Annotated in this window: 20 protein-coding genes; 12 read left to right on the plus strand and 8 right to left on the minus strand. The window is 62.9% G+C overall.

Features of this window, described 5'->3' with window-relative positions:
• Positions 1-148: 148 nt before the first annotated feature.
• Together AC56K1_RS02755 and AC56K1_RS02760 are read left to right on the plus strand one after the other, a co-directional pair.
• On the plus strand, positions 149-1654 hold the full coding sequence (locus tag AC56K1_RS02755; RefSeq protein WP_497156302.1) for a GNVR domain-containing protein: 1506 nt from the start codon (positions 149-151) through the stop codon (positions 1652-1654).
• Positions 1608-1970, plus strand: coding sequence for a superinfection immunity protein (locus tag AC56K1_RS02760; RefSeq protein WP_497156303.1), 363 nt, complete (start codon positions 1608-1610; stop codon positions 1968-1970). Before AC56K1_RS02755 ends, AC56K1_RS02760 begins: the two co-directional genes overlap by 47 nt.
• Before the next feature lie 140 nt (positions 1971-2110).
• Here the strand turns inward: AC56K1_RS02760 and AC56K1_RS02765 are convergent, their stop codons facing one another.
• Positions 2111-2686, minus strand: coding sequence for a sigma-70 family RNA polymerase sigma factor (locus AC56K1_RS02765; protein WP_497156304.1), 576 nt, complete (start codon positions 2684-2686; stop codon positions 2111-2113).
• A gap of 825 nt (positions 2687-3511) precedes the next feature.
• On the minus strand, positions 3512-4069 hold the full coding sequence (locus AC56K1_RS02770; protein WP_497156305.1) for a LuxR C-terminal-related transcriptional regulator: 558 nt from the start codon (positions 4067-4069) through the stop codon (positions 3512-3514).
• Between the two features lie 278 nt (positions 4070-4347).
• Here AC56K1_RS02770 and AC56K1_RS02775 point away from each other — a divergent pair, with 278 nt between their 5' ends.
• Both AC56K1_RS02775 and AC56K1_RS02780 read left to right on the plus strand, forming a co-directional pair.
• Positions 4348-5049: a CoA transferase subunit A gene (locus AC56K1_RS02775; protein ID WP_497156306.1), complete on the plus strand. Its 702-nt coding sequence runs from the start codon at positions 4348-4350 to the stop codon at positions 5047-5049.
• Positions 5050-5067: 18 nt separating this feature from the next.
• Positions 5068-5718, plus strand: a complete 651-nt coding sequence (locus tag AC56K1_RS02780) for a 3-oxoacid CoA-transferase subunit B (RefSeq protein WP_497156307.1) — start codon at positions 5068-5070, stop codon at positions 5716-5718.
• An 83-nt stretch (positions 5719-5801) separates the two neighbouring features.
• Here the strand turns inward: AC56K1_RS02780 and AC56K1_RS02785 are convergent, their stop codons facing one another.
• Entirely contained in the window at positions 5802-7064 is a 1263-nt protein-coding gene (locus AC56K1_RS02785) for a TonB family protein (protein WP_497156308.1), read from the minus strand.
• A complete protein-coding gene (locus AC56K1_RS02790) occupies positions 7061-7456 on the minus strand; it encodes a BlaI/MecI/CopY family transcriptional regulator (protein ID WP_497156309.1) in 396 nt (131 codons plus the stop codon). The genes AC56K1_RS02785 and AC56K1_RS02790 overlap by 4 nt, the downstream gene beginning before the upstream one ends.
• 198 nt (positions 7457-7654) lie before the next feature.
• On the opposite strand from AC56K1_RS02790, the gene AC56K1_RS02795 reads away from it, so the two are divergent.
• Positions 7655-8464: a hypothetical protein gene (locus AC56K1_RS02795; RefSeq protein WP_497156310.1), complete on the plus strand. Its 810-nt coding sequence runs from the start codon at positions 7655-7657 to the stop codon at positions 8462-8464.
• Positions 8465-8531: 67 nt separating this feature from the next.
• On the opposite strand, the gene AC56K1_RS02800 is transcribed toward AC56K1_RS02795, so the two are convergent.
• From AC56K1_RS02800 to AC56K1_RS02810, 3 genes are all read right to left on the minus strand, one after another.
• Positions 8532-9833, minus strand: a complete 1302-nt coding sequence (locus tag AC56K1_RS02800) for a dicarboxylate/amino acid:cation symporter (RefSeq protein ID WP_497156311.1) — start codon at positions 9831-9833, stop codon at positions 8532-8534.
• Between the two features lie 122 nt (positions 9834-9955).
• On the minus strand, positions 9956-11242 hold the full coding sequence (locus AC56K1_RS02805; RefSeq protein ID WP_497156312.1) for a metal-dependent hydrolase family protein: 1287 nt from the start codon (positions 11240-11242) through the stop codon (positions 9956-9958).
• Positions 11243-11415: 173 nt separating this feature from the next.
• Positions 11416-12210, minus strand: a complete 795-nt coding sequence (locus AC56K1_RS02810; RefSeq protein ID WP_497156313.1) for a 3-hydroxybutyrate dehydrogenase — start codon at positions 12208-12210, stop codon at positions 11416-11418.
• A 124-nt stretch (positions 12211-12334) separates the two neighbouring features.
• Here AC56K1_RS02810 and AC56K1_RS02815 point away from each other — a divergent pair, with 124 nt between their 5' ends.
• The 7 genes from AC56K1_RS02815 to AC56K1_RS02845 all read left to right on the plus strand — a co-directional run bounded on the left by AC56K1_RS02815 (position 12335) and on the right by AC56K1_RS02845 (position 20738).
• Positions 12335-13216 (plus strand): alpha/beta fold hydrolase, encoded by an 882-nt coding sequence (locus AC56K1_RS02815; protein ID WP_497156632.1) that lies wholly within the window; start codon positions 12335-12337, stop codon positions 13214-13216.
• 30 nt (positions 13217-13246) lie between these two features.
• A complete protein-coding gene (locus AC56K1_RS02820; protein WP_497156314.1) occupies positions 13247-13597 on the plus strand; it encodes a RidA family protein in 351 nt (116 codons plus the stop codon).
• Positions 13598-13601: 4 nt separating this feature from the next.
• Positions 13602-15842 (plus strand): RelA/SpoT family protein, encoded by a 2241-nt coding sequence (locus tag AC56K1_RS02825; protein WP_497156315.1) that lies wholly within the window; start codon positions 13602-13604, stop codon positions 15840-15842.
• A gap of 233 nt (positions 15843-16075) precedes the next feature.
• Positions 16076-16882, plus strand: coding sequence for an MlaE family ABC transporter permease (locus AC56K1_RS02830; RefSeq protein ID WP_497156316.1), 807 nt, complete (start codon positions 16076-16078; stop codon positions 16880-16882).
• A 13-nt stretch (positions 16883-16895) separates the two neighbouring features.
• Entirely contained in the window at positions 16896-17828 is a 933-nt protein-coding gene (locus AC56K1_RS02835; protein ID WP_497156317.1) for an MlaD family protein, read from the plus strand.
• The gene (locus AC56K1_RS02840; RefSeq protein ID WP_497156318.1) at positions 17825-18457 is read left to right on the plus strand and encodes a hypothetical protein; all 633 of its coding nucleotides are present in this window, start codon (positions 17825-17827) and stop codon (positions 18455-18457) included. Before AC56K1_RS02835 ends, AC56K1_RS02840 begins: the two co-directional genes overlap by 4 nt.
• Before the next feature lie 475 nt (positions 18458-18932).
• The gene (locus AC56K1_RS02845) at positions 18933-20738 is read left to right on the plus strand and encodes a hypothetical protein (protein ID WP_497156319.1); all 1806 of its coding nucleotides are present in this window, start codon (positions 18933-18935) and stop codon (positions 20736-20738) included.
• Between the two features lie 105 nt (positions 20739-20843).
• Here AC56K1_RS02845 and AC56K1_RS02850 read toward each other — a convergent pair whose 3' ends face one another.
• Complete coding sequence (locus AC56K1_RS02850; RefSeq protein WP_497156320.1) at positions 20844-21788, minus strand: NAD(P)/FAD-dependent oxidoreductase; 945 nt, start codon at positions 21786-21788, stop codon at positions 20844-20846.
• Between the last annotated feature and the right edge of the window lie 4 nt (positions 21789-21792).

Raw genomic sequence — 21792 nt, forward strand, 5'->3', positions numbered from 1 at the left:
TTCTTTTAGCCATGCTTGCTCTACGTTCTTGATGCAGCACAAATGAATTAACCAATTGACGGTTAACCTGCATGTTAGTGAGGACAGACATCTGTTCCTAGACAATTTTCCTCCACAAACAATTTCATGTGGATGGAAGGAGAGCAACATGGGAAAGAATGAGATCGTTTCGTCTGAATCGGCTGGCAACCGGTACGAGGTCGGACCCGTCATCACGCCGATCAGCTTTTCGGAGCAGTTGAGTGTCGTCGTGCACTACCGCATGTTCATCGTGGTCGTCGCGCTGACCATTACGGCGCTTGGCGCACTGTACGCCTATGCCAAGCCGTCCTCTTATGAAGCCAACCTGCTGATCCAGGTGGCGGACATGCGATCTGTCGAGCAAAAGAGCCTGCTTGGAAATGCCTCGCCAGGGTCAGGATTCAAACGCGCCATGTCTGAGGTCGAGCTGCTGCGTTCTCGCGCAATTGTCGGCGCCGCGGTCGATAAGCTGAAAATGGATATCACGGCAAGTCCGAGGTATTTTCCCCTGATTGGCCCGGCGATTGCCAGATGGAACGCGCGCCGGGAGGCGACAGTTTCGCCCGCCTGGGGCGGGTATGCCTGGAACGATGAGAGGATTCGTATCGGCTTGCTGGAGGTGCCGGAAGCCTTGGTCGACACGATATTCAGGGTGACGAAAACCGGGCCCGGGCGGTACCGGGTCGAGGAACGAAAGAGCCGGTCGAGCTCTACGGGGACGATAGGCCAGCTGCACCACATGACAGTCGGCCAGCAAGTGGTTTCCTTGCGAATTGACGAGTTGAGCGGTGCGGTGAATACCACGTATGTACTGATGCGGCGCCCGAGGGTGGCCGCCATCGACGACATCACATCCGGTTTGGACGTCAGCGAGCTTGGCAAGGATACCGGCATTATCAAGGTCAGCCTGCAGCACACTGACCCGCGGCGCGCGCAGGCTTTCCTGAATGAACTCGGCAATACATACATGAATTTTGTGCGTGAACAGAAGGGCAAGGAAACAAACGAGTCGCTCGCGATCCTTCGCGCGCAACTGCCGATGCTGAAAAAGCGGGTGGAGCTGGCGGAGGGGCGATATGAGACCTACCAGCGAAATGAACGTGCGGCAGACCTGGCAGAGGACACGAAGCTGCAGCTTGCGCGCTATTCGGGGACCAAGACGCGCTTGTCCGAACTGCGTCAAAAGCGTGACGAGCTCGGCGTGCGGCTGGGCGACGCGCATCCGGAACTGGTCGCGCTCGATCGACAGATTGCAGGCCTGGGCCAGGAAGCGGGTTCGGTAGCTGGCGACATGCAGAGAGTGCCCAGGGTAGCAACCGAACTCGAGCGTCGGGCACGCGACCTGAAGTCCGAAACAGACATATACGGATCCGTCCTGCGCCGCGTCGAAGAGATGAGCGTCGACGCACAGGACCGGTCAACCAACGTCCGGATCGTCGACGAAGCAGTGGTCCCTATCCAGCCTGCAGAGTCGCGTCTTGCCGTCATCGCCTTCGCCGCAGCGCTTGGCATCGGTATCGGCACGGCAGGCGCGTTCGCCAGGAGAATGCGTGCCGGCATGCGCCGCCAGAGCCTGTATGAGGCGGATGAAATGGAAAACGACCGGCCAGTTCACTACGCGCACGCCGGCTGAAGCTGGCTACGCCGATCTCACGTCCAGGGGGAACGCCGTGTTACCACTATTTCGTATCAGCATCTTTCTGTTGGTTGCGCTGGGCATGCTCTTGTTTCATATCGTTGCGATCGCCCTCGGTTCCGCTATTTATATCTATCTTTTGCCTGGCGTAATCGCATTGAAGCGAAATTACAGCGGCGCCGACCAGTTCTTCATTGCCAGCGCGCTGACTGGCTGGACAGTGATTGGATGGATCATCACCCTCGGTTTTGCGCTGACATTGCCGGTCGCGCTGGAAAACCCGACGGACGAGTATGCGACGACAAGGCGCTGAGCGTCCGCGTGCTCGTAAACCGGCGATCCAGGGAGCCGTTTGGCGGCGCCATTCCGCCATGATGGTGCAATGAGGGGTGACCGGGGACTTCCTAGCATCGACCTTGCTACCAGTTGCCGGTTTTCCAGGTGCCAAGGGCGTCAACTATCCTTCAGCGCTGCGGCGATCGCGTCGCGCGCACGGTGAATGCGACTACGCACCGTGCCGACGGGCGAATGCATTTGCTCGGCAATTTCTTCATAACTCAAGCCCTCGATTTCCCGCAGGATGAAGGCTGCCCGTTGCTCCGTGGGCAGTTCGGAAAGGGCGGCGTTGAATATATCCATGACCTGCTTGGATTCCATCGCTGCCTCGGGCGTTTCATAATCGGTATCGGCGTCGGAGTGTTGCTGGCTGCCGGCGCCTTCGGTAGCCGGTTCACTTAATTGCGGGATGCGCCGACCGCGGCGGGTCAGGCTTCGTTTCGCCGTGTTGATCCCAATCCTGAAAAGCCAGGTGGAAAATGAAGACTCGCCGCGAAAACTGTGAAGTCCCATAAAAACTTTTATAAACGTATCCTGTACGACATCTTCAGTATCCCTCGTATCGCGTACCATTGGCGACAAGTATCGGATAAGTCGAGTCCTGTAGCGATTCATGAGAATTTCAAAAGCGGCGATATCGCCGGCCTGCGCGGATTTGACGAGCTCTAGGTCAATTTCCTGTCTGCTCTTCATATTCGTAGTCCGTCAAGCAGCGCTCGGAACGAATCATCGCCTGATGCGTGGCACGGATGTCGGTTCCTACATCTAGCCAACGGCGAAAGCAATCACGCAGGTGTGGACGAAGCCCTGCTGGAACGGGACGCGAATGTCTGGCGATGATGCTAGACATTTCGCCCGCTGTAGATCTGGCCGCATCCGCCAGAGTTCAATGGATGGTCAGGTAATGGCCAGGCAGAAAGAAGTATGTTCCGTGTCTTTTGCTAGCAGCAATTGCAGTATGTAATCTTCACGGCCGCGGGGACGCGATCGCTTTTATTCGTTGATGGGCCTGAAGTTGCGGTTTCACCCAATCGCCCACGTCCGCGACCTTCGATGACAGCCATGGAAACTGGGCAGTGGCGCTCTGATCAAGATCGGATGGCACATTACATCGTGATAAGGGAAAAACCGGTCGTGTGCGTGTGGACCTATTCCCCAGTCATATCTTTGACTTTCCTGCTATTTCTACATTGACCTTTGTCAAATGAACTGGTGACATTGCCTAGGATAATTTCGCGCAAGCTTTTTTGTATAGAATTCTCCTTTGAACAATTTTTGATTTCGCGACATTCTGGCAGACCGCTGCAAGGAGGGTCATTCCTGACCTGTCAGGCTGGCTGGGGCCCGCACACGCCCGACCTTGGCGATTGCGCCCGATAAAGGCCACGGAACGGGGGAGGGCACTCGAGGTGGAGTCTGTCCTTACCAGGCTAGTTCGTACCGTGCGACTTCGGGAAGTGTCTGCTTGCAGTCGCAGCCCAGGCAACATCAGCGGCCCAGGGCGCCAGCACGGTCAGTTCAGCGCGCGCCCACCAGCTTGTGCACCAGCTCCGACGAAGTCGAAGCGGCGAACTTGCGCATCAGGCTTGCGCGGTGCATCTCCACCGTGCGCGGACTGAGGTCGGTGTCGCGCGCGATCATCTTGCTGGTCTTGCCCTCGACCAGCAGCGCGGCGATCTCACGCTCGCGCGGCGTCAGCTCGGCCGACACCGGGCGCTTCTCGCTCACGTCCTCGAAGGTCCACACCCCCGCGCCCAGCGGCAGCAAAGGGTCGAGCGCGCGTCCGGTGACATGGCACCAGAACAGCTCACCATCGGCGCGGCGCATGATGCGCTCGTCCGAATACCGTCCCTTCGCATTCATGATCGGCACGATGCGGTCGCCCGTGCGCAGGAACTCGTCCATCGTCGGGTACAACACGCTGAACGACTGGCCGTGCAGCTTGCCCTCTGCATAGCCGAACATCGCGGCCAGGGCCAGGTTGCTGGCCTGGATCACGCGGTCCCTTGAGACGCACATGCCGACCGGGGCTTGCTGGAAGATCGTCTCGTAATCGATGGCGGTGGCTGCGTTCATCTGCTGGGTTCGGTTGATCTGGATTGACTCGCTGGTTGATCGACGGGCCGGCCCGTAGTTCTACGGTATTGTCATTCGGTCCAGTGTATTTTATGCTGAGACTCTACTCTTGGAGGAAACATCGGAGAACCGTCGCGAGCGGCAGCAAGGTTGGCTGAGAAGCGCAGCTGTACAAGCGTACAGCGAGCATCGCAAGCCGACAGTGCAACGCGCAGCAGGTTCGCCGGGTTTACGTAGTGCAGAAGAGCTTTGGTGGCTTAACTATAAAAGGGACGGGTATGAACAAAGTGTATCCTGATGCGAACTCGGCGCTGGCCGGCGTCGTTGCAGATGGCCAGACCATCGCCGTGGGCGGCTTCGGCCTGTGCGGCATTCCGGAAGCGCTGATCGAAGCGCTGCGCGACACCGGCGCCAAGAACCTCACCGCGATTTCGAACAATGCAGGCGTCGATGGCTTCGGCCTGGGCCAGCTGCTGGAAACGCGCCAGATCAAGAAGATGATCTCGTCCTACGTCGGCGAGAACAAGGAATTCGCGCGCCAGTTCCTCGCCGGCGAACTCGAACTCGAATTCACCCCGCAAGGCACCCTGGCCGAAAAGCTGCGCTGCGGCGGCGCCGGCATCCCGGCTTTCTTCACCAAGACCGGCTACGGCACCATCGTCGCCGACGGCAAGGAAACCCGCGAGTTCGACGGCGAGCACTATGTGATGGAGCGTTCGCTGGTGCCGGACGTGTCGCTGGTGAAGGCGTGGAAGGCCGACAAGGCCGGCAACCTGGTGTTCCGCAAGACCGCGCGCAACTTCAACCCGAACGTCGCCACCGCGGGAAAGGTCTGCATCGTGGAAGTCGAAGAGCTGGTCGAGATCGGCGAGATCGATCCGGACCAGGTGCACACCCCGAGCATCTTCGTGCACCGCATCGTCCACAACCCGACGCCGGAAAAGCGCATCGAGCAGCGCACCGTGCGCGCCGCGAACTAAGACCTACGGAGACAGAACATGGCATGGACTCGTGATGAAATGGCCGCGCGTGCGGCGAAGGAACTGCAGGATGGTTTCTATGTGAACCTGGGCATCGGCCTGCCGACCCTGGTGGCAAACTACGTTCCCCAGGATATCGAAGTGTTCCTGCAGTCGGAAAACGGCTTGCTGGGCATCGGCCCCTTCCCGACTGAAGCGGAGGTGGACGCCGACCTGATCAACGCCGGGAAGCAGACCGTGACCGCGCTGCCGGGTTCGGCCTACTTCAGCTCGGCCGATTCCTTCGGCATGATCCGCGGCGGCAAGATCAACCTGGCGATCCTGGGCGCGATGCAGGTGTCCGAGCGCGGCGACCTGGCCAACTGGATGATCCCTGGCAAAATGGTCAAGGGCATGGGCGGCGCGATGGACCTGGTGGCCGGCGTCAAGCGCGTGGTCGTGGTGATGGAACACGTCGCCACTGCCAAGGATGGCTCGACCAGCCACAAGATCCTGCCGAAATGCGACCTGCCGCTGACCGGCGTGGGCGTGGTCGACCGCATCATCACCGACCTGGGTGTGCTGGACGTGACCGACACTGGCCTCAAGCTGGTCGAGCTGGCTCCTGGCGTCACCAGGGAAGAAGTGCTGGCCGCCACCGGCTGCGAGCTGGACGTGTCGGCAGTTTAAAAAAGCAAATGGGCAGTTTCCGCCGCCCATCCTCTCCAACAGCCCGGCGAGCGTCCCCGCCGGGCTGTTCGTATTCAACGTGTTTAACTCAAGGCCCAGACATACTGCACCTTGGTCACCGAGTCGACCGGCTTGCCCTTGGCTTGCGCAGGTTTGAAACTGCATTTCGCCAGTGCATCTCGCGCCGCTTCGTCGAGCGGTACATGGCCGGACGACGTCTCGATCTTCGCCTCCTGCACCTTGCCGCTCTTGCTGACCAGGAAGCTCAGCGTGACCGTTCCCGTGTGATTTTGCTTTACTGACTCTGCAGGATATTCCGGGCGTTTGCACGAGTTGAAGTCGGCCACTGCAATGGTGTCCGGTTCAGGCAGTTTGGCGCTGGGCGCCGCATGGGCGAACACCGCGGTGCACATGGCCGCCAGTCCCAGCACGGGAATGGCCGCTTTCCAGTTCAGTGCCTGGGTATCGGGGCGAAGCAAGCGTTTGATGCGTGACATAAGATCTCCTCCGTTGGCCGCCTGGGCCAGGTGGTGGGTTGAGAACTGGAGTTTCTCCAGCTTGGAAAGGGCCAGGGCCAGGCGCCGCGGTTCGCCCAGTATCCGTGCCGCGAAATCGTCGGCGATCTGCTCGCGTTCGACGCGTATGCGTCCCGAGATCCACCAGACCGCCGGGTGGTAGAAGAACAGGGTCTCGATCACGTTCTGGCCGAGGTTGACCAGGTAGTCGTGACGCTTGATATGGGCCATCTCGTGGGCGAGCAGGGCTTCGAGCAGGTGGACAGGCATGTTTGACACCAGCGCTGCCGGCACCAGCACGACCGGGCGCCACCAGCCGGCCGTGATCGGGCTGCCAAGTCGTTCCACCACGCGCAGGCGCACCGTGCGGGTGATGCCGAACTGCGCGGCGAGGCGCTCGGCACGCGCCTGCCAGGGGGCGTCGATGCGCTCGCGCGCGGCGGCGCGTCCGATCCACACGAGTCCCAGCACCATGCGCAAGGCCATGGCCAGGGCGCACACCGCCCAGGTGGCCACGATCGGCGCCAATTGCTCACCCAGCAGCGCGCTCCAGCCCTCGTCGACCGGCGCGCCGGCCACCAGGCCGGCGGCAAACAGCACCATCGCATCGCCCCCGGCGTCTTCGCCGCTCAGCAGGCGCAGCGCCAGTTCGGTCGCGGGCCAGGCCAGGCACAGGAACAGCCCGACGCAGGCCACCAGGTAGCGCGACTGCGAACGCGCATTGCGCAGGACGGTGAGGGCGACCGCCGTGGCGCAGCCGACCAGCGCGCCCTGCCACAGGAAGTGGACCAGTGTCCAGCCGATGCTGCCGATCAGGTGGGCGCTGCTCATTTGCCGTCCCCTGGCGTGTCTTCCCTGAGCAGCTCCTCGATCTCGTCGCGTTCTTTCTTCGAGATGCCGCTTTTCAGGGCGGCCAGCACCAGCGCCTTGGCCGAGCCGGCGAAGGCGCGCTGCACCAGGTCTTGCAGCAAATTGGTCTGCATCGAGTCGCGGGCATGCACCGGGGCGTAGACGTGGGAGCGTTCGCTTTCGTCGCGCACCAGCAGGCCCTTTCCGTGCATGATCTGCATCAGGCGCAGCACGGTGGCATAGGTCACGTCGGGCTTGTGTTCCTGCATGGCGTGGTGCACCTGCTTGGCGGTGCCGGAACCCAGTGGCCAGAGCACTTGCAACAGCTCGAGCTCGGCGGGGGTGGGTTTGGGGGCTTCTGGTTTGCGTGGCATGAGCGTCCTCATATCTGTATCGGTCAGGTCTAGAATAGTAGGTCTAGACACGCATGTCTAGCGTTATTGTGTCGCGTCCGCGATTTATGCTCGCCTCATAGGCTGGGCGTGTTCCAGCATTCCACCGAACGGGTTTTTATTAGACAATATGGTCTATATGTAATATGCTCGGCCTTTGATATGTCTACCGGAGCTTCCATGCTGAAAATGGGTGTCAGGCCGTACCGCGCAGGCGTGATGCTGGCGCTCTCGCTCGGACTGGGGGGATGTCATATCGGCCGCGGCGCCGTCGCGCTGCTGCAGCCGACTTCTGCGTTCACCGCCTGCACGCCCGACCCGCGTGTCCTGTGCGAGCCCGGATCGGAAGCGCTGGCGGCCAGCGTCGCGGCAGCGCTGCCCGCAGCGCTGGCCACCATCGAGCAGGCCCAGTTCGCGCGCTTTCCGGAACCGGTGCGCATCCATACCTATGCCAGCCGCGAGAGCTTTTCGCGCCACAGCAGTGCCGGTCCCGGGGCGGCCGGTGTGGTGATCTTCGGGGGGGCGCATATCTCGCCGGTGGCGCTCGGCCATCCGGACGGGGTGCACAACATCCTGACCCACGAGATGTCGCATTTGAACCTGGCGCAGCAGCTGGGGAGCCTGTCCATGGCGCGCCTCCCGGCCTGGTTTTCGGAAGGCCTGGCCACCTGGGCTTCCAACGGTGGCGGCAGGGGAAACGCGTACGAGCCCAATGTGGTAGTCGGTCTGCGCCACGGAAAGCATTTCGATCCGGTCGATGCCCAGTCCTTGTGGAAGCCTTACCTGGTACTGCCGGATCGGATGGCGTTTCCCACCTACTACAGCCAGACCCGCCTGTTCGTCGCCTTCTTGCACGATGCCGACCCGGCGGCGTTCCGCCAGCTGCTGGGGCGGCTGGGCCGGCGCGAGGCCTTTGGCGACGCCTTCAAGACCGCATATGGCCGGCCGCTTGCCGCGCTATGGCGGGAATTCCTGGCAAGCCTGGGCTGACCAGGCCGCAGGACGAAAAAAACGCCGAGGGTCACTCGGCGTTTTTCGCGGCCCGGGGCGGCCAGGTTCAGGCTGCCGCGCGCACCGGCTCCAGGTTCTTGTCGTCGCCCAGCGGCACCCGGCCATGCAGCACCGCGTCCATGCGCTCGACGTCGAGCTCCTTCTCCCACTTCGACACCACCACCGTCGCCACGCCGTTGCCGACAAAATTGGTCAGGGCGCGGCATTCGCTCATGAAGCGGTCGATGCCGAGGATCAGCGCCATGCCGGCCACTGGAATCGTCGGGACCACGGCCAGGGTCGCGGCCAGGGTAATGAAGCCGGCGCCGGTAATGCCCGATGCGCCTTTGGAGGTCAGCATTGCGACGGCCAGGATGGTCAGCTGCTGCAGCAGGGTCAGCTCGGTGTTGGTGGCCTGGGCCACGAACAGGGCGGCCATCGTCATGTAGATATTGGTGCCGTCCAGGTTGAACGAGTAGCCGGTCGGGACCACCAGGCCGACCACCGGCTTGGAGCAGCCGAGGCGCTCGAGCTTGCGCATCAGGGCGGGCAGGGCGCTTTCCGACGAGCTGGTGCCGAGCACGATCAGGAGTTCTTCCTTGATGTAGGCAATGAAGCGGAAGATCGAGAAGCCGGTGAGTCTGGCGATGGTGCCGAGCACCACGACCACGAACAGGAAGCAGGTCAGGTAGAAGGACCCCATCAGCCTGGCCAGCGGCAGCAGCGAATCGAGGCCGTATTTGCCGATGGTGAAGGCCATCGCGCCGAAGGCGCCGATCGGGGCGGCCTTCATGACGATGTTCACGACGCCGAAGATGGCATGCGAGAAGTCGTCGATCATCTTGGTCACCGGACGGCCGCGCTCACCCATCATCGACAGCGAAAAGCCGAACAGGATCGCCACCAGGAGCACCTGCAGGATGTCGCCCTTGGCAAAGGCATCCACGAAGGTGTTCGGGATGATATTCATCACGAAGTCCGTCGTGCTCTGGCTCTTGGCCTTGTCGGTGTACTGGGCGATCGACGAGGCGTCGAGGTGGGCGGCGTCGACGTTGAATCCGGCGCCCGGCTTGATCACGTTGGCCACCACCAGGCCGATGGCCAGGGCGAGGGTCGAGACCACCTCGAAGTAGAGCAGGGCCTTGCCGCCGACGCGGCCGATCTTCTTCATGTCCTGCATGCCGGCGATACCGGCGACCACGGTACAGAAGATCACCGGGGCGATGATCATCTTGATCAGTTTGATGAAGCCGTCTCCCAAAGGTTTCATCTTGGTGCCGAGTTCAGGGTAGAACACCCCGAGCAACACACCCATGGCGATGGCGAACAGCACCTGGACATACAGGATTTGGTAGAAAGGCTTTTTCATTGCAACTCTTCTAAGAGAAGTTCGAGAGCTGCCATCTTCACGGATTCGGCCTGCGCCATCTATTGTGGATACCCGCAGGGCTTATATCAGATATTTACGGCACGGTCATCACCGACCGAGGCTCAGCGACGGCGGTAAATCTCGCCGCCTTTCATCACGAAACCCACCCTGGCCACTGCCCCGATATCTTGTGTCGGGTCGCCCTCGACCGCGACCACGTCCGCAAGCAGGCCTGCCTTGAGCTGGCCCAGCTCCTTCGACTTGCCCAGGATGTCGGCGGCAACGGTGGTCGCCGCGCGCATCGCTTCCAGCGGCGTCATGCCAAGGCGAACCATCCATTCCAGCTCGCGTGCATTGGTCCCGTGCGCGAACACGCCGACGTCGCTGCCGTTGCCGATGATGACGCCGACCTTGCGCGCCAGGGCAAAGGCGCGCTGCGCCTGCTGCATGGCTGGCGTCGGCGCGCCGCCGCGCACGTGCTTCTGGAAGTATTCGCCGGTCGCTTCCGGCGCGGTGAGCGTGGGGATGTAGGCGGTGCCGCGTTCCTTCATCAGCCTGAACGTAGCCTCCGAAGCGCCATAGCCATGCTCGATGGTGTCGGCGCCGGCCAGCACCGCCATGCGGATCGCGTCGTCGCTGGTGGCGTGAACGGCGACCTTGCGGCCGGTGACGTGGGTGGCGGCGACCATCGCCTTCATTTCTTCCATCGTGAAGGTCGGGCGCGCCGTGCCGTCGATGCCGGTGCGGTAGTCGCCGTAGATCTTGATCCAGTCGGCGCCGCGCGCGGATTGCTCGCGCACGGCCTTCGTCACTTCGTCGATGCCGGTGGCCGGCTGGGCGCCGTAGGGGAGCTCCATGTCGGGACGGTAGCTGCGTTCGGCCGGACCGTAGCTGTAGCTGGCGACGATGGCTTTCGTGGCGACCAACAGGCGCGGTCCCGGCGCCACGCCTTCGTCGATGGCGCGCTTGATGCCGACGTCGGCGTAGTCCGCGCCTTCGGTGCCGAGGTCGCGCAGGGTGGTGAAGCCGGCTTGCAGGGTTGCGCTGGCGTGGCGCCCGGCCAGCATGATGCGGTAGGCGATGGGCTCCTTGATGACCTGGTCGTCCCAGGTCGTTTCGTTATACGGGTGGAGCAGGACGTGCGAATGCAGGTCGATCAGGCCGGGGACCAGGGTCTTGCCGGGCAGGTCGATGCGCTCGGCGTCGCCGGGGATGGCGAGCTGGTCGAGCGGGCCGACGGCGTCGATGCGGCCTTTCGAGACCAGCACTGCCCAGTTGCGCTGGGATGGGCCGTCGCCGGTCCAGACACGGTCGGCGGTGAGGAGGATGGGGCGGGGAGTGGCGGCATGCGCGGCGGCGGCGAAGAGTGCGAGGGCGGCCAATGCCAGTGTTTGCGTCCAGCTGTTCATGCAGTTGTCTCGTTATTGTTGTTTTAGGTGATGCGCAGGCCCTTCGACCGCGCGTTCGTCATTCCGGGCATGCCCGGAATGACCCCGCCCACCCCACGAAACCCGTTAGTCCGTGGCGTGGGCAGGTCCTCCTGCCCACGCGTTCAACCAGTCGGGATGATGCCGCGACGGGATTACTGCGCCGCCCACCCACCATCCATATTCCACGCCACGCCACGCACCTGGTCACCCGCCGGGCTGCAGAAGAACACCGCCAGCGCGCCAAGTTCATCCGGCGTCACGAACTCGCCCGATGGTTGTTTCTCGGCCAGCAGCGCCTTGCGCGCGGCGTCGTTGGACAGGCCTTCGCGGGCGGCGCGGTCGTCCACCTGCTTCTGCACCAGCGGAGTGAGCACCCAGCCCGGGCAGATCGCATTGCAGGTGATGCCCGTGTGCGCGTTCTCGAGCGCGGTCACCTTGGTGAAGCCCACCAGGCCGTGCTTGGCCGCGACATAGGCCGACTTGCCGCTTGATCCCACCAGCCCGTGCACCGAGGCCAGGTTGATGATGCGGCCCCAGTTCTTCTGCTTCATGCCGGGCAGCGCGAAGCGGGTGGTATGGAAGGCCGAGCTCAGGTTGATCGCCAGGATCGCATCCCATTTCTCGGGCGGGAACTCTTCCACGGTCGCCACGTGCTGGATGCCGGCATTGTTGACCAGGATGTCGACACCGCCGAACCTGTCGGCGGCAAAACGCATCATCGCCTCGATCTCGCTTGGTTTGGACATGTCGGCGTTGTGGTAGGCGGTCTGGACGCCGAACTCGGTGCCGACCTCGAGGTAGAGCTTCTCGATCTGCTGGGCGTCGCCGAAGCCGTTGAACACGATATTGGCGCCCTGTTCGGCCAGCGAGCGGGCAATGCCCAGCCCGATGCCCGAGGTCGAACCGGTGACGAGGGCCGTTTTCCCACTTAACATACTCGATTTCATTGCATCCTCAAGGTGAAGGTGATCGGGTTGCTTCTACAGAATTGGTAGAATTCTAATCGCAACGCCGCGTAAAATGATGCATTGCAGTGAACTGACCGACAATATTGCCATGACGGAGCCGGGGATGACCGAAGCCAGATTAAGAAGCGTGCAGTGCAGCTCCCCCGCCGGCCTGCACCGGATGGCCTACAAGGAGTGGGGCGATCCCCTCAACCCGAAGGTGCTGGTCTGCGTGCATGGCGTCACCCGCGTGGCCGACGACTTCGACCACCTGGCGCGCGCGCTGTGCGGCGAATACCGCGTGGTCTGCCCGGACGTGGTCGGCCGCGGCAGGTCAAGCCGGCTGCGCAACCCTGATTTCTACACGGTGCCGCAGTACGTGGCCGACATGGTCACCCTGGTGGCGCGCGTCACGGCCCAGGACGAGGCGGCCGGCGTGCACTGGTTCGGCACCTCGATGGGCGGCCTGATCGGCATGGTGCTGGCCTCGCTCGAGGACAGCCCGATCCGCAAGCTGGTCATCAACGATATCGGCCCGGTGCTCGACCAGGGAGCGGTGCAGCGCATTGGTGAATACATCGGGCAGGACATCCGCTTCCCTGATTTCGATGCGGGCGCCGCCTATGTGCGCACGGTGTCGACCTCGTTCGGCCCGCACAGCGACGACGAATGGTTCAAGCTGGCCAAGGACGTGCTGCGCAAGGATGCCGATGGCCAGTGGGTGCGCCACTACGACCTCGGGCTGGCCCAGCCCTTCCGCGCCATCACTCCCGAGCGCGCCGCGGTGGATGAAGCCCTGCTGTGGGCGGCCTGGGATGCGATCCGCTGCCCGACGCTGCTGGTGCGCGGCGAATTGTCCGACCTGCTGTCGCACCAGACCGCGCAGGAGATGTGCGCGCGCGGCCCCAGGGCGCGGCTGGTCGAGATCCCGGGAGTCGGCCACGCGCCGACCTTCGTGCAGGCCGGGCAGATCGCCATCGCACGCGAATTTTTACTGGGCGACTAGCCCCCTTTTTTAGAACAGAAGAAAGCAACCATGGAAATCCAACGTCTCCACGTAGGCAAGCGCCTGTCCGAAACCGCCATCCACAACGGCACCGTCTACCTGGCCGGCCAGATCGCCGAAGACACCACCCAGGACATCGAGGGCCAGATGCGCGAAGTCCTCGGCCACGTCGACCGCCTCCTGATGGAAGCGGGCAGCGACAAGTCCTGCATCCTCACCTGCCAGATCTTTATCTCCGACATGGCCAACTTCACCGGCATGAACGCGGTCTGGGACGAATGGGTCGCCCAGGGCCACACCCCGCCGCGCGCCACAGTCGAAGCCAAGCTGGCCAATCCCGCATGTCTCGTGGAAGTCTGCGTCACGGCCGCGCTGCGCTGAGCCGATGGTTTCAACCGCTCTGCTTGTCGACGCCACCACCGGTATCGTCCAGGGACTCAGCCTGGACGACTGCGCACGCGTGCAGGCCGCGCTCGACTACGCCAGCACCGCCTATGGCGAGCGCTGCGCGGCATCTGGCCAGGATGCGCTCGAATTCTCGCTCGGCGTGGCCGGCACCCTGGCTTACCTGAGCACCGATGCCGAGACCCGCATTGCCGGCCTGCTGTTCGAGCTGGCGATGGCCGATCAGCAGGTTGCGGGTTCGCTGGAAGAACGCTTCGGCAAGGAAGTGTCCGACCTGGTGCAGGGCGTCTACCAGCTGGTCAAGCTGCGCGATCTTACGGCCGGCAAGGAGCAGGTCGGCGGCGGTAAAAACGCCGCCCAGCAGGCCGCGGCGCAAGTCGAGACCCTGCGCAAGATGCTGCTGGCGATGGCCTCGGACATGCGCGTGGTGCTGATCCGGCTCGCCTCGTGCGCCGCCGGACTGCGCTATTTCGCCGAGCAGAAGCGCTTCGACGACGTCACCCGCGCCTACGGCCGCGAGGTGCTCGACTTTTATGCGCCGCTGGCCAACCGGCTCGGCATCTGGCAGCTCAAGTGGGAGCTCGAAGATTTGTCGTTCCGCTTCATCGAGCCCGAGACCTACAAGCGCATCGCCAAGATGCTGGAAGAAAAACGCTTGCAGCGCGAAGGCTTCGTCGAGTCCTCGATCGCGCGCCTGCAGGGCGAACTGGCGGCGGCCGGCATCCAGGCCGAAGTGTCAGGACGGCCGAAGCACATCTACAGCATCTATAACAAGATGCGTGGCAAGGAGCTGGATTTCTCGTCGTTGTACGACGTACGCGCCTTCCGCGTGATCGTGCCGGATGTGAAGACCTGCTACACGGTGCTGGGCATCGTGCACAACATCTGGACCCCGATCCCCAAGGAATTCGACGACTACATCTCGCGCCCCAAGCCCAACGGCTACCAGTCGCTGCACACGGTGGTCAATGCCGAGGACGCGCGCCCGCTCGAAGTGCAGATCCGCACCCAGGAGATGCACAACTTCGCCGAATACGGCATCGCCGCGCACTGGCGCTACAAGGAAGAGGGCGGGTCCAACTTCAAGAGCCAGAAATACGACGAAAAGATCGCCTGGCTGCGCCAGCTGCTGGCCTGGAAGAGCGACGTGGCCGACGTCGTCGCCGGCCAGGAAGACCAGCAGAAGGAATGGGTCGAGAAGCTCAAGGCGGCGGCGCTGGACGACCGCATTTTCGTGCTGACTCCCCAGGCGCGCGTGATCGAGCTGCCGGTGGGCGCCACGCCGATCGACTTCGCCTATCACCTGCACAGCGAAGTCGGCCACCGCTGCCGCGGCGCCAAGATCGACGGCGTGATGGTGCCGCTCAATACCCCGCTGCGCAACGGCCAGACCTGCGAGGTCATCACGGCCAAGGGCGCCAGCGCCAACCAGGGGCCGTCGCGCGACTGGCTCAGCCCCGGCTATACGGTCAGCAGCCGCACCCGTTCGAAGATCCGCGCCTGGTTCCATGCGATGGACCAGGCCGAGACCCTCGCCCAGGGACGGGCGCTGGTGGAAAAATCCTTGCAGCGCGAAGGCAAGACCGCGGTCAACCTGGAAGCGCTGGCGCACAAGCTGGGCTTCGCCAAGGTGGACGAGCTGTTCATCCAGGTCGGCAAGGAGAAGTTCAGCCTGCGCCATGTGGAAGCGGCCCTGCACGACGAGGTTGCCGCACCACCCCCGGTTGATGAGGCCGTGGTCAACAAGAGCCTGTCGTCGAGCGTGGAAAAGGGCGCCAAGTCGGGTGTGCTGGTGGTCGGCACCGAAGGCCTGATGACGATGCTGGCCAAGTGCTGCAAACCTGCACCGCCCGATCCGATCGTCGGTTTCGTCACGCGCGGCAAGGGCGTCTCGATCCACCGCCTGAGCTGCAAGAACTTCGCCGAGATGCGCGCCAAGGCGCCCGAGCGCGTGATCCAGACCGCCTGGGGGTCGGCCGGCTCCGAGACCGTGTATCCGGTCGACCTGTTCATCCTGGCGAACGACCGCCAGGGCCTGCTGCGCGATATCTCCGAGGTATTCTCACGCGAGAAGATCAACGTCACCGGCGTGGCTTCGCAAAGCGCCAGGGGCCAGGCGCGCATGGTGTTCACGGCCGAAATCGGGTCGACGGCGCAGCTGCAGAAGGCGCTGGCGGCGATCGGGGAGGTGAGTGGGGTGATGGAGGCGCGGAGGCAGTGATGCCGTTAACAGTAGGTTTGCAAACATTGGGGTCCCGCCTTCGCGGGAACGGCGGTTTTCGGGTGAGGGGCCACAACAGCGTCGCCCCTGGCCAGCCTTAACCCGTCATTTCCGGCACTGCCGGAAATGACTTCCCGCGCAGGCGGGAATCCAAGGTCGACGAGCAGCCGCCGCAGTATCAATTTGATACAAAATTTCAAAGCACCAACTTAAATCTGTATCATATTGACACCATGCGCCGAACCCTCAACCTCTACGCCAGACCAAGCTTGTGGGGCCTCGCCGTCCTGCACTACCTGCGCAGCTGGTGGTACATGGTGCACCTGGGCGCGGTCGCCATCGTGATGGCGCTTTCGCCCTCGACCTACAACCGCGAGAATCGCCTGGCCGCGGCGCGCCACATCTACGCCAGCACCTGGCAGGTGCTGCCCTGGTTCACACTGGCCTCGGCCCTCATCAGCCTGGTCATCATCCGCATCGTGCTGGTCACGGCCAAGAGCTATGGCCTGTCGCATTTCGCGCTGGAGATGGTGGTGCGGGTGCTGGTGCTCGAACTCATCCCGCTGGCCGCGGCGCTGTTCGTGGCCCTGCGCGCCAGCATGGCTTTTGATGCCTCGGCACTGGGCCTGGCGCGCGCCGGCATGTCGCCGCAGGCCGCCAACGACGAGGCGCTGCGCCGCATGCGGCGCCACATGGTGCCGCAGTTGCTGGCCAATGCGGTGGCGGTCCTGAGCCTGGCGATGGTCACCAGCATCATCGTGCTGGTGCTGGCCTACCTGAACGTCTACGGCCTGTCACCCTGGGGCGTGGGCGACTACACCCGCACCGTCGGCCGCGTGTTCGCGCCGGCCATCACGATCGGCTTCGTGCTCAAGACCGTGCTGTTCGGCCTGGCCGTGGCGCTCATTCCGACCGCCGCCATCCTCGAGCTGCAGCGCTATCCGCGCCGCGCAGCCTTCACGGTGCAGCCGGGTGCGCTGCGCCTGCTGTTCGTGCTGCTGGTGATCGAAGCGGCTTCGCTCGCGCTGAAATACATGTGAACAAGAGACCCAGATGACAGAACCCCTGCCGGACGAACCGAAACACGTTGAACTCAAGGCGATGATCCTGCTGGCCGCGATCGGCATCCTGATCGCCGCCTTCATCGGCTATGTAATGCACGCGCGCGGGGTGTTCGAGCCCACCCAGCGGCTGGTGCTGGAGACCGACGACTCCTCGGGCGTCATTCCCGGCATGGACATGACTTTCGCGGGTTTCCCGATCGGGCGCGTAAACCAGGTCGAGCTGGCCCCTGACGGGAAGGTGCGCATCCTGGTCGACGTCACCAGCAAGGACGCCAAGTGGCTGCGCACCTCCAGCGTGTTCACGCTGGAGTCGAGCATCGTTGGCGAAACCCGTTTGCGCGCCTTCACCGGCCTGCTCAACGACCCGGCGCTTCCGCCGAACTCGGTCCGCTCGGTGCTGCGCGGCGACGCCACCGCCGAGATCCCGCGCATCGTGGCCACTGTACGGGCACTGCTGGAAAACCTCGAGACCATGACGGCGACTGATTCGGACATCAACGCCAGCCTGGCCAACATCAACAGCGTTACGGGCCGTATGTCCGGCCCCGGCGGGGTGCTGGGCGGCGTGCTGGGTGGCGACGCGGAGGCGCGCAAGCTGCGCGAGGCGCTCGATCGCATCAACGGCTTGCTGGACAAAACCGATCGCCGGGTCTACGGCAAGGACGGCGTCATGGACGACGCCCAGGCCTCGATCCGGCAGCTGCACGTGGTGCTGCTTGATGCCAGCACCACGCTCAAGAAAGTCGACGCGGTGCTGGTCGAGGCGCAGGCGGTCGGCGCCAATGCGCGCGTGGCGACCCAGGACCTGGGCGCCCTGCGCGGCGAAGTCGATGCCAGCCTGCGCAAGGTGAACCGCCTGGTCGACGAGATCAACCGCAAATGGCCCTTCGCCCGCAGCAACCAGGAGATCAAGCTGCCATGAGAATGTTCGCCTTCCTTGCCGCCGCCTTCCTCGCCGGTTGCGCCAGCAAGCCATTGCCGCCTGACTGGCAATCCAATGCCAAGGGTTCGCTCGACGCTTCAGTCGACGATTACCTGAAGGGGAGTACGGCAGCGGCGCAGTCCGAATTCCGCGATGCGCGCAGCGCTACCACCAGTACCGGTCGGCCGGATTACGTAGCCCAGGTCGAACTGGTGCGCTGCGCGGCGCAGGTGGCCAGCCTCGATTTCGATGACTGTCCTGGTTACGCCGCGCTCGCGCTCGAGGCAACACCAGCCCAACGCGCGTATGCCGATTACCTTTACGGCCGCTGGCAGGGACTGGACGCGGCGCTGCTGCCCGAGCAGCACCGGCCCGTGCTTGCCGGCAGGCAGATGTCAGGACTGGCCGATCCTCTGGCGCGCCTCGTTGCGGCCGGTGCGCTTTTCAAGGCGGGCCACCTGACTCCCGAGGGCATCGTCTTGGCGATCGACACAGCGTCCGCGCAGGGTTGGCGACGGCCTCTGCTGGCCTGGCTAGGTTTGCAAGCGCGACGTGCCGAGGCCGCTGGGGATAAGGAGGAGGTCCAACGAATCCGCCGGCGGATCGCGCTGGCGGCTGGCCAATCATAGACGCAGGTGCACCGGATGCACAAGACAGGCCATTACTCGAAGGCCCACGTTCCCGACGCCCAATGATTGTGCTGATGAAGAATACGGAAGACTTTCATCAGCAGGATATCCTGATCAGTGCGTCCACGGCTTCGACGCTATTCCTATTGACGTAAGGTAATTGATTCGCAATTAGGAAACGGTTTTTGATAAGACTACCGTTACTTTTCTCGATGAGCGCTTTTCCAGCGCTCATTTTTTTTTGGGAATTTTTTCTCAGGTGTAATGACAAGTTTTATGAACTCAGCCATTACTGCCGATCGTAGTTTTCATAGGAGGATGGCGGAATAGAGCAAGCAATAAATTTTGTCAGCCTACTATTCATTTTCATGTAGAAAATATCGCAACAGAAATTTTTTTTCCTTTATGTTCGGAACTAATGAAGTTGGGCAAGCCTCAGACGTTGCTCTTGTTCATGTAACGTAAGGAAATAGTAGTGATCATCTCAAAGCCATTCCAAACGCAAGCAAATCGATTCCAACTGAAGTCGAAGATTGTTTTCTTTACCCCTGTCGTTGCCCTTCTTGCCGCATGCGGTGGCACCGGTGACCCATCTGCTTCAAGCCCGGCAGCCAGCCAAACCTCTGCCGAAGTGGAAGTCTCCGCAGTCAGGCCACAGAATTACACGCCGGACACCGTCGTTCCTGTCGCCAGCGACCTTGCTCCCTCGGCCGATGACGCTGTTGATGCAGCCGCCTCGCCTGTGACGCAATCCAGCCGCAGCCTGGCTGAGGTGACGTCGTCGCCTGCATCCTGGGTGCAATGCGCCACCGAGTGGGGCACCTGTTCGTTCTCCGGCACGCGAGAAGTGCGTTATGGCACGGCAAGCAATTTCGTCGTTAAAACCCTGACCAGCACGACCCCATGTACGAATGCCGTGTTCGGCGACCCGGCCCCGGGTTATGGCAAGTCATGCAGCTACTCCTCCACGCAGGTTGGCACCACGGCTCCCGCGCCAACGACGCTGACGTGGACTACCTGTGCATCGGAAGGCAGCACCTGCTCGTACTCGGGTACCCGTACGATCCGTTACGGTACGGCTACCCGGTTCGTCACGAAAAGCCTGACCGGTCCGGTCCAATGTACCAATGCAGTGTTTGGCGATCCGGCCAGCGGATATGTGAAATCATGCAGCTATTCCAGCAGCACAACGACCGCGCCGGCACCTGCACCAGCCCCGGCACCGGCGCCAGCCCCGGCACCTGCGCCAGGCCCCGGTACGCGTGATCCCCTGAAGCAGCCATTTGCAAGCAACAGCATCTGGAACATGCCGATCGGTAGCGGCGCAGTCTATGTTCCTGCGAATATCTCTGCTAATCCTGGTAACAATATCTGGGCGAAAATGCCAGGCCTCGATCCGGAGAAGATCATTCTCAAGCCGACTGCACCGCTGGTGAACATCAACCTGAGCAGCGCAGCCTGGTCCGGGACGAACCGTTGCGGCGCGACGGGTGGCCTGCTGATGCAAGTGCCGATGCCAAGCACCTATGTGGTGCCGCACAGCACGATGAACAGCTCCGCGACCTTCCTGATGCCGGATCGCCGTACCGTGGTCCAGACCCAGCCGCTGGCTCGCTGTACCGCTGGCGGTCCTGCAACCTCGATGGCGAAGTTTGCTAATGTCGACCTGTACGGTACCGGCATCACCGGTGCACACGGCGGTTCCGGCCTGTCGGCATTCGGCGGCAGCATCCGTCTCGGCGAGCTGCGTCCAGGTTCGACGACCGGTCCGCGTCACGCGCTCAAGATCAACGTGTATGCCAAGGAGGTTCTGTACAAGTGCACCACCCGCGCAGCTTGCTCGCGTTGGCCTGCGGTGACGTCCGATAGCTATGCGGTCGGCCATTACGGTACCGCCAACGGCAATGGCAACACGGCGATGAAGATGGGTGCGTTGCTCGCCCTTCCGGCCTCCGTTTCGATCGCGTCGCTGGGCCTGGAAACCGAGCCTGCCAAGCAGCTCGCCTGGACCTTGCAGAACTACGGCGCCTACATTGTCGATGACACGTATGCACCTGGTTTCGACTTCAATGCCGAAGAAGGTCCTGACGGTTCCAAGCGCAACGAGTTCAAGGCGGATTGGGGCTTCGATATGGAGCAGAAAGTGCAAGCCGCTACACCATGGGTTCGCGACATCCAGCGTCTGGCCAAGGCCCTGAACGTGGTGAATAACAACTCTGCCACGAGCATCGGCGGCGGCGGTACTCCTCGCCAGCCCCTGGCGCCGGCAATCGCGCCGTAATACCGGTGCACTAGCCTAAGACAGCGCTGTCCAGCAGGACAGCGCTGTTTTTCGTTTACCGCGATACCGGGTATGCACTCCGGGCCAGGCCGCGGATGCAATCGGTTATACCACCGGCTGGCGCAGCGCCCACGGCAGCGTATTGTGAATCGTCGTTGCCGCCAGCGCCGCCTGCCCGGTCGCCACCGCGATCTGGTTCAGCCCGCGCGTGACGTCGCCGATGGCAAACAGCCCCGGCACCGCCGTGCGGCAATGATCGTCCACCAGCAGCTTGCCACATTCCACCGTCTCTGCGCCCAGTTGGCTGGCCAGGTCCGAGCGCGCGTTCTCGCCCAGCATCGGGTAGAACACGTCGCAGGGATAGTCTTCGCCGTCTTTCGTATGCAGGACGGGCTTCATGTCCTTGCTCATCGAGACGCCGGCCAGCGGCGAGGTGATGTGGCGAACCCGGGCCGCGGCCAGTTGCTGCTTTTCCTCGTCGTTCAGGGCCGATTCGGCGGTGCGTTCGAACAGCAGTACGTCGGCGCTGAAGGTGCGCATGAAGAGAGCGTGGCCGACCGGGTTGATCTCGGAGGTGACCACGCCGATGCGCTTGTCGATCACGTCCCAGCCGTCGCACACGGGGCACAGGCGCACCGCGCCGGAGAGCACGGCCTCGTCCCAGCGCTCGACCGGCATGCCGACGTCGGCCACGCCGGTGGCCAGCAGCACCGTCAGCGCGCGCAGTTCGCAAGTGCCGCTGCCATCGGCGGGAGCGTACACGCCGACGAAATGTCCGTCCTCGATGCGCAGGCTCTGGATCTCGCCGGGCATGGCGCTGCCGCCATAGTTGGCCAGCTGCTTGCGCAGGTTTTCCAGCAGGAGCTTGCCGTTGATACCTTCAGGGAAGCCCGGGTAATTGTGCGAGACGGGAATCCAGGAAAGCCGGCTGTTGCCCTTGTCGACCAGCGCGACATGCCGCGTGAAGCGACGCAGGTAAACGGCGGCCGTCAGTCCGGCTGGGCCGCCGCCAATGATGAGGGTGTCGAAAACGGTGCGATCGCAGTCCATCCCT

It is taken from the genome of Telluria sp. ZB4P37 (genome assembly GCF_059685855.1).